This window comes from Falsiroseomonas oryziterrae, from assembly GCF_021864505.1.
In the GTDB taxonomy this organism is placed as follows: domain Bacteria; phylum Pseudomonadota; class Alphaproteobacteria; order Acetobacterales; family Acetobacteraceae; genus Falsiroseomonas; species Falsiroseomonas oryziterrae.
On the sequence record NZ_JAKJIB010000354.1, the window covers coordinates 1 to 4,033 of the forward strand.

The 4,033-nt window shown below is 69.5% G+C and carries 6 protein-coding genes; 3 read left to right on the forward strand and 3 right to left on the reverse strand.

Annotation, left to right across the window (positions count from 1 at the left end; translation table 11 throughout):
• A partial coding sequence (locus L2I40_RS19965) for a hypothetical protein (protein ID WP_372491084.1) occupies positions 1 to 280 on the forward strand: 280 nt, incomplete at its 5' end.
• Between the two features lie 131 nt (positions 281 to 411).
• On the opposite strand, the gene L2I40_RS19970 is transcribed toward L2I40_RS19965, so the two are convergent.
• The 3 genes from L2I40_RS19970 to groES form a co-directional block, all read right to left on the reverse strand.
• Positions 412 to 615 (reverse strand): cold-shock protein, encoded by a 204-nt coding sequence (locus L2I40_RS19970; protein WP_237216933.1) that lies wholly within the window; start codon positions 613 to 615, stop codon positions 412 to 414.
• 256 nt (positions 616 to 871) lie between these two features.
• The gene (gene groL, locus L2I40_RS19975; RefSeq protein ID WP_237216934.1) at positions 872 to 2,509 is read right to left on the reverse strand and encodes a chaperonin GroEL; all 1,638 of its coding nucleotides are present in this window, start codon (positions 2,507 to 2,509) and stop codon (positions 872 to 874) included.
• 53 nt (positions 2,510 to 2,562) lie between these two features.
• Complete coding sequence (groES, locus tag L2I40_RS19980; protein ID WP_237216935.1) at positions 2,563 to 2,874, reverse strand: co-chaperone GroES; 312 nt, start codon at positions 2,872 to 2,874, stop codon at positions 2,563 to 2,565.
• Between the two features lie 340 nt (positions 2,875 to 3,214).
• On the opposite strand from groES, the gene L2I40_RS19985 reads away from it, so the two are divergent.
• Complete coding sequence (locus tag L2I40_RS19985; protein WP_237216936.1) at positions 3,215 to 3,499, forward strand: usg protein; 285 nt, start codon at positions 3,215 to 3,217, stop codon at positions 3,497 to 3,499.
• Positions 3,500 to 3,601: 102 nt separating this feature from the next.
• Positions 3,602 to 4,033: aspartate-alanine antiporter-like transporter (locus tag L2I40_RS19990; protein WP_456305755.1), on the forward strand; the 432-nt coding region annotated here is incomplete at its 3' end.

The following is a 4,033-nucleotide window of genomic DNA, read 5'->3' on the forward strand; positions in this document are numbered from 1 at the left end:
GATGGCAGCGGCGGGGCTGGTGATCGCGACCGGCGGGGCAGCGCTCCCCGCGGTGGCCGCTGCAGCGGCGGCCGGTCTTGGCGCCGGCGCGGTGGGGGAGGCGGTGGGGAATGCCGTCGCGCCCGGCACCGCAGGCCCGGCGAAGGCGGAGCCGCCCTTGGCCGAGGGCCCGGTCATCGGGCTGCAGGCGCCGAACACGGCGACGCGGGAGAGGGCGGAACGCGTGCTGCGCGAGGCCGGCGCGAAGCGCGTCTTCGTACAGGAGACGCGGGCTGGCTGACGCCAGCCCGCTGATCCACTGCCCTCAGACGCCGGGCGCGACCTGCGGTCGCTTGGCTTCGCCGCACTGGAGGCGGCGCCCGTTCGGGCGGTCGGCCCGCTTTGCGGGCCTCAGGGTCGGCCTTGGTTCGGCTAGAGCGGGCGGAGGTTGGTCGCGGCGGCCTTGCCGCGTTCCATCGCGACCTCGTAGCTGACCTTCTGGTTCTCGTTCAGGCCCTGCAGGCCGGCCTTCTGCACGGCCGTGATGTGCACGAACACGTCCTTGCCGCCATCGTCGGGGACGATGAAGCCGAAGCCCTTCGTCGCGTTGAACCACTTCACGGTGCCGATCGCCATGCGACGCGGGCTCCTCATCCAGCATGAACCCGGGCGCCGATCGCCCGGATGGCGCCTCGCGGCGGAGCTGGACGGGGTCGGGGCGACCCGCAGGCACGGCGATCCGGACGCGAAGCGGCGCGGAGACTGCGCGCCCGCATCGTGCCGAGTCAAAGCTCGGCGGCCGCACTCACGGCTTTGTCAGAGGGTGCGGCGCGCAACGAAAAAGGGGCGGACCCGAAGGTCCGCCCCCTGGCTTCCGATCCCCTGCAGGAGATCAGAAGTCCATGTCGCCGCCCATGCCGGGGCCGCCGGCCGGCGCCGCGGCCTTCTTCTCCGGACGCTCGGCGATCATCGCCTCCGTCGTGATCAGCAGCGAAGCGACCGAGGCCGCATCCTGCAGCGCCGTGCGCACGACCTTGGTCGGGTCGATGATGCCGGCGGCGACGAGGTCCTTGTACTCGTCCTTCTGCGCGTCGTAGCCGTAGGTCGCGCTGTCGTTGCGGAGCACCTCGCCCGCCACGACCGCGCCGTCCTTGCCGGCGTTCTCGGCGATCTGCTTGAGCGGCGCCTGGATCGCGCGGCGCACGATCTCGATGCCGACCTGCTCGTCGTTGTTCAGGCCCTTGAGGTGGCCGAGCTTGGTGGAGGCGCGCAGCAGGGCGACGCCGCCGCCCGGCACGATGCCTTCCTCGACCGCGGCGCGGGTCGCATGCAGCGCGTCGTCGACGCGGTCCTTGCGCTCCTTCACCTCGACCTCGGTGGAGCCGCCGACGCGGATCACCGCCACGCCGCCCGCGAGCTTCGCCAGGCGCTCCTGCAGCTTCTCGCGGTCGTAGTCCGAGGTGGTCTCCTCGATCTGCGCCTTGATCTGCTCGCAGCGGCCCTGGATCTCCTCCTTGGAGCCGGCGCCGTCGACGATCGTGGTGTTCTCCTTCTCGATGCGGACGGTCTTCGCCTTGCCCAGCATGTTGAGGGTGACGTTCTCGAGCTTGATGCCGAGATCCTCGGAGATCACCTGGCCGCCGGTGAGGATCGCGATGTCCTCGAGCATCGCCTTGCGGCGATCACCGAAGCCCGGCGCCTTCACCGCCGCGACCTTCAGGCCGCCGCGCAGCTTGTTGACGACGAGCGTCGCAAGAGCCTCGCCCTCGACGTCCTCGGCCACGATCACCAGCGGACGGCCGGACTGCACGACGGACTCGAGCAGCGGCAGCATGGGCTGCAGGCCGGACAGCTTCTTCTCGTGGATGAGGATGTAGGGGTTGTCCATCTCCGCGATCATCTTCTCCGCGTTCGTGATGAAGTACGGAGAGACGTAGCCGCGGTCGAACTGCATGCCCTCGACGACGTCGAGCTCGGTCTGGATGCTCTTGGCTTCCTCGACCGTGATGACGCCCTCGTTGCCGACCTTCTCCATCGCCTTGGCGATCATCTCGCCGATCTCGGCCTCGCCGTTCGCGGACAGCGTGCCGACCTGGGCGACCTCGGCGGAGGTGGTGATCTTCTTGGTCGAAGCCTCGAGGTGCTTCACGACCTCGGTGACGGCCTTGTCGATGCCGCGCTTGAGGTCCATCGGGTTCATGCCGGCGGCCACCGACTTGGCGCCCTCGCGCACGATCGCCTGGGCGAGCACGGTCGCCGTCGTCGTGCCGTCGCCGGCCAGGTCGTTGGTCTTCGAGGCCACTTCGCGCACCATCTGGGCGCCCATGTTCTCGAACTTGTCGGCCAGCTCGATCTCCTTGGCGACGGTCACGCCGTCCTTGGTGATCCGCGGCGCGCCGAAGCTCTTGTCGATCACGACGTTGCGGCCCTTCGGGCCCAGCGTGACCTTCACCGCATCGGCGAGGATGTCGACGCCACGGAGCATCCGCTCACGCGCGCCGGCGCCGAACTTGACGTCCTTCGCAGCCATTTTTTCCGTTCCCTAGATGTCTGTGTCCGAGGTGACGAGCCGGAGATGCGCTCTCAGGCCGCCTTCGCGACGGAAGGGTTCTCGAGGATCCCCATGATGTCGGACTCCTTCATGATCAGGAGCTCCTCACCATTGAGCTTTACCTCGGTGCCCGACCACTTGCCGAACAGGATGCGGTCGCCGGCCTTGACGTCGAGCGCGCGCAGCTCGCCCTTGTCGTTCAGCGTGCCGGAGCCGACGGCGATCACTTCGCCTTCCTGCGGCTTCTCCTTCGCGGTGTCGGGGATGATGATGCCGCCCGCCGTCTTCTCTTCGGCCGTCACGCGGCGCACGAGAACGCGGTCGTGCAGGGGACGGAACTTCATAGCGTACCTCTCCTGACTGCTTCCGTTGGTGTGGCAAGCTCTTCCGGAGATACGCGGGTCGCCGTAGGGGTGCGGCCCGCCGCCAACAGGCCCATTGCGGCGCCCGCTAGCACTCCCCCCAGAGGAGTGCCAGCGATCTAGGGGATGCCATCCCGCCCGTCAAGCGTCGGCAGCACTCTCGGAGTGCGAGTGCCAAGACATTGAACTTGCTGGTTTTTCTTGCGTTGTCCCCAAGCTGTCATGGCAGGATTCCCACGCCGTCAGGGCGGGTCGCCCAACCCTGGCGCGAGACGGGACGCAGGACATGGCCCACCGAAGGGATCTCGACGCAGGAGCCAGCATGGACCTCAGCAGCCTCGAGCGACTTGCCCGCTACCCCCTGCTGCCGGACTGGCGGCTGACCACGGCGGAGCTGCTCTACCACATGCCCGACCACCCGGGCGTGCTGCAAAGCTTTGTCTGGCAGAAGCACGACCTGGCACCGCGCTTCCCGGAACTCGGCCGCTTCCTCGACTTCTGGCGGCGCGAGATCGAGGCGCCGCTGCATTCCGTCCGCGTCGCCTCCGCCGCGCTGATGCGACCGGCCGAACTGCGCTACGCCGGGGGCGAGTTCAGACTGCACTGAAGGCGCCTGCCTTCAAGCCGCCCCGCCGGCCCCCGCCCAAGGGGGCCGGACTGGCGGGGTACCACGCGCTGAGGTCTACTCCGCGTCTTGGAGGAGCCGCGCATGGACTGGATCCGGCACCTGCTCGAGGGCTCGCCGATGCTGGCCCTCTTCGTGGCGATCGGCATCGGCTACGCGCTCGGCCGCATCCCGGTCCTCGGCGTCACCTTCGGCGCGGGCGCGGTGCTCTTCTCGGGCCTTGCGATCGGAGCGATCGCGCCGCGCGCAGCGCCGCCGGGCCTGGTCGGCACGCTCGGGCTGCTGATGTTCCTCTACGGCACCGGGATCCAGTACGGGCCGCAATGCGTCGCCGGCCTGAAGGGGCCAGGGCTGCGCTGGATCCTGCTCTCCCTGGTCGCGGTCGTCGCCTCCCTCGTCGTCGCGCAGGCTGTCGGCGGGCTGCTCGGCCTGCCGGAGGCGGTCTCGGCGGGCATGTTCGCCGGCGCCGGCACCAGCACCTCGGCCCTGCAGGCCGCGATCAGCGCCGCCGGCGGC

Excerpts from the sequence above, each read along its gene's own strand:
- L2I40_RS19970 (WP_237216933.1), bottom strand. The coding sequence starts at position 615 with ATGGCGATCGGCACCGTGAAGTGGTTCAACGCGACGAAGGGCTTCGGC.
- groL (WP_237216934.1), bottom strand. The coding sequence starts at position 2,509 with ATGGCTGCGAAGGACGTCAAGTTCGGCGCCGGCGCGCGTGAGCGGATG.
- groES (WP_237216935.1), bottom strand. The coding sequence starts at position 2,874 with ATGAAGTTCCGTCCCCTGCACGACCGCGTTCTCGTGCGCCGCGTGACG.
- L2I40_RS19985 (WP_237216936.1), top strand. The coding sequence starts at position 3,215 with ATGGACCTCAGCAGCCTCGAGCGACTTGCCCGCTACCCCCTGCTGCCG.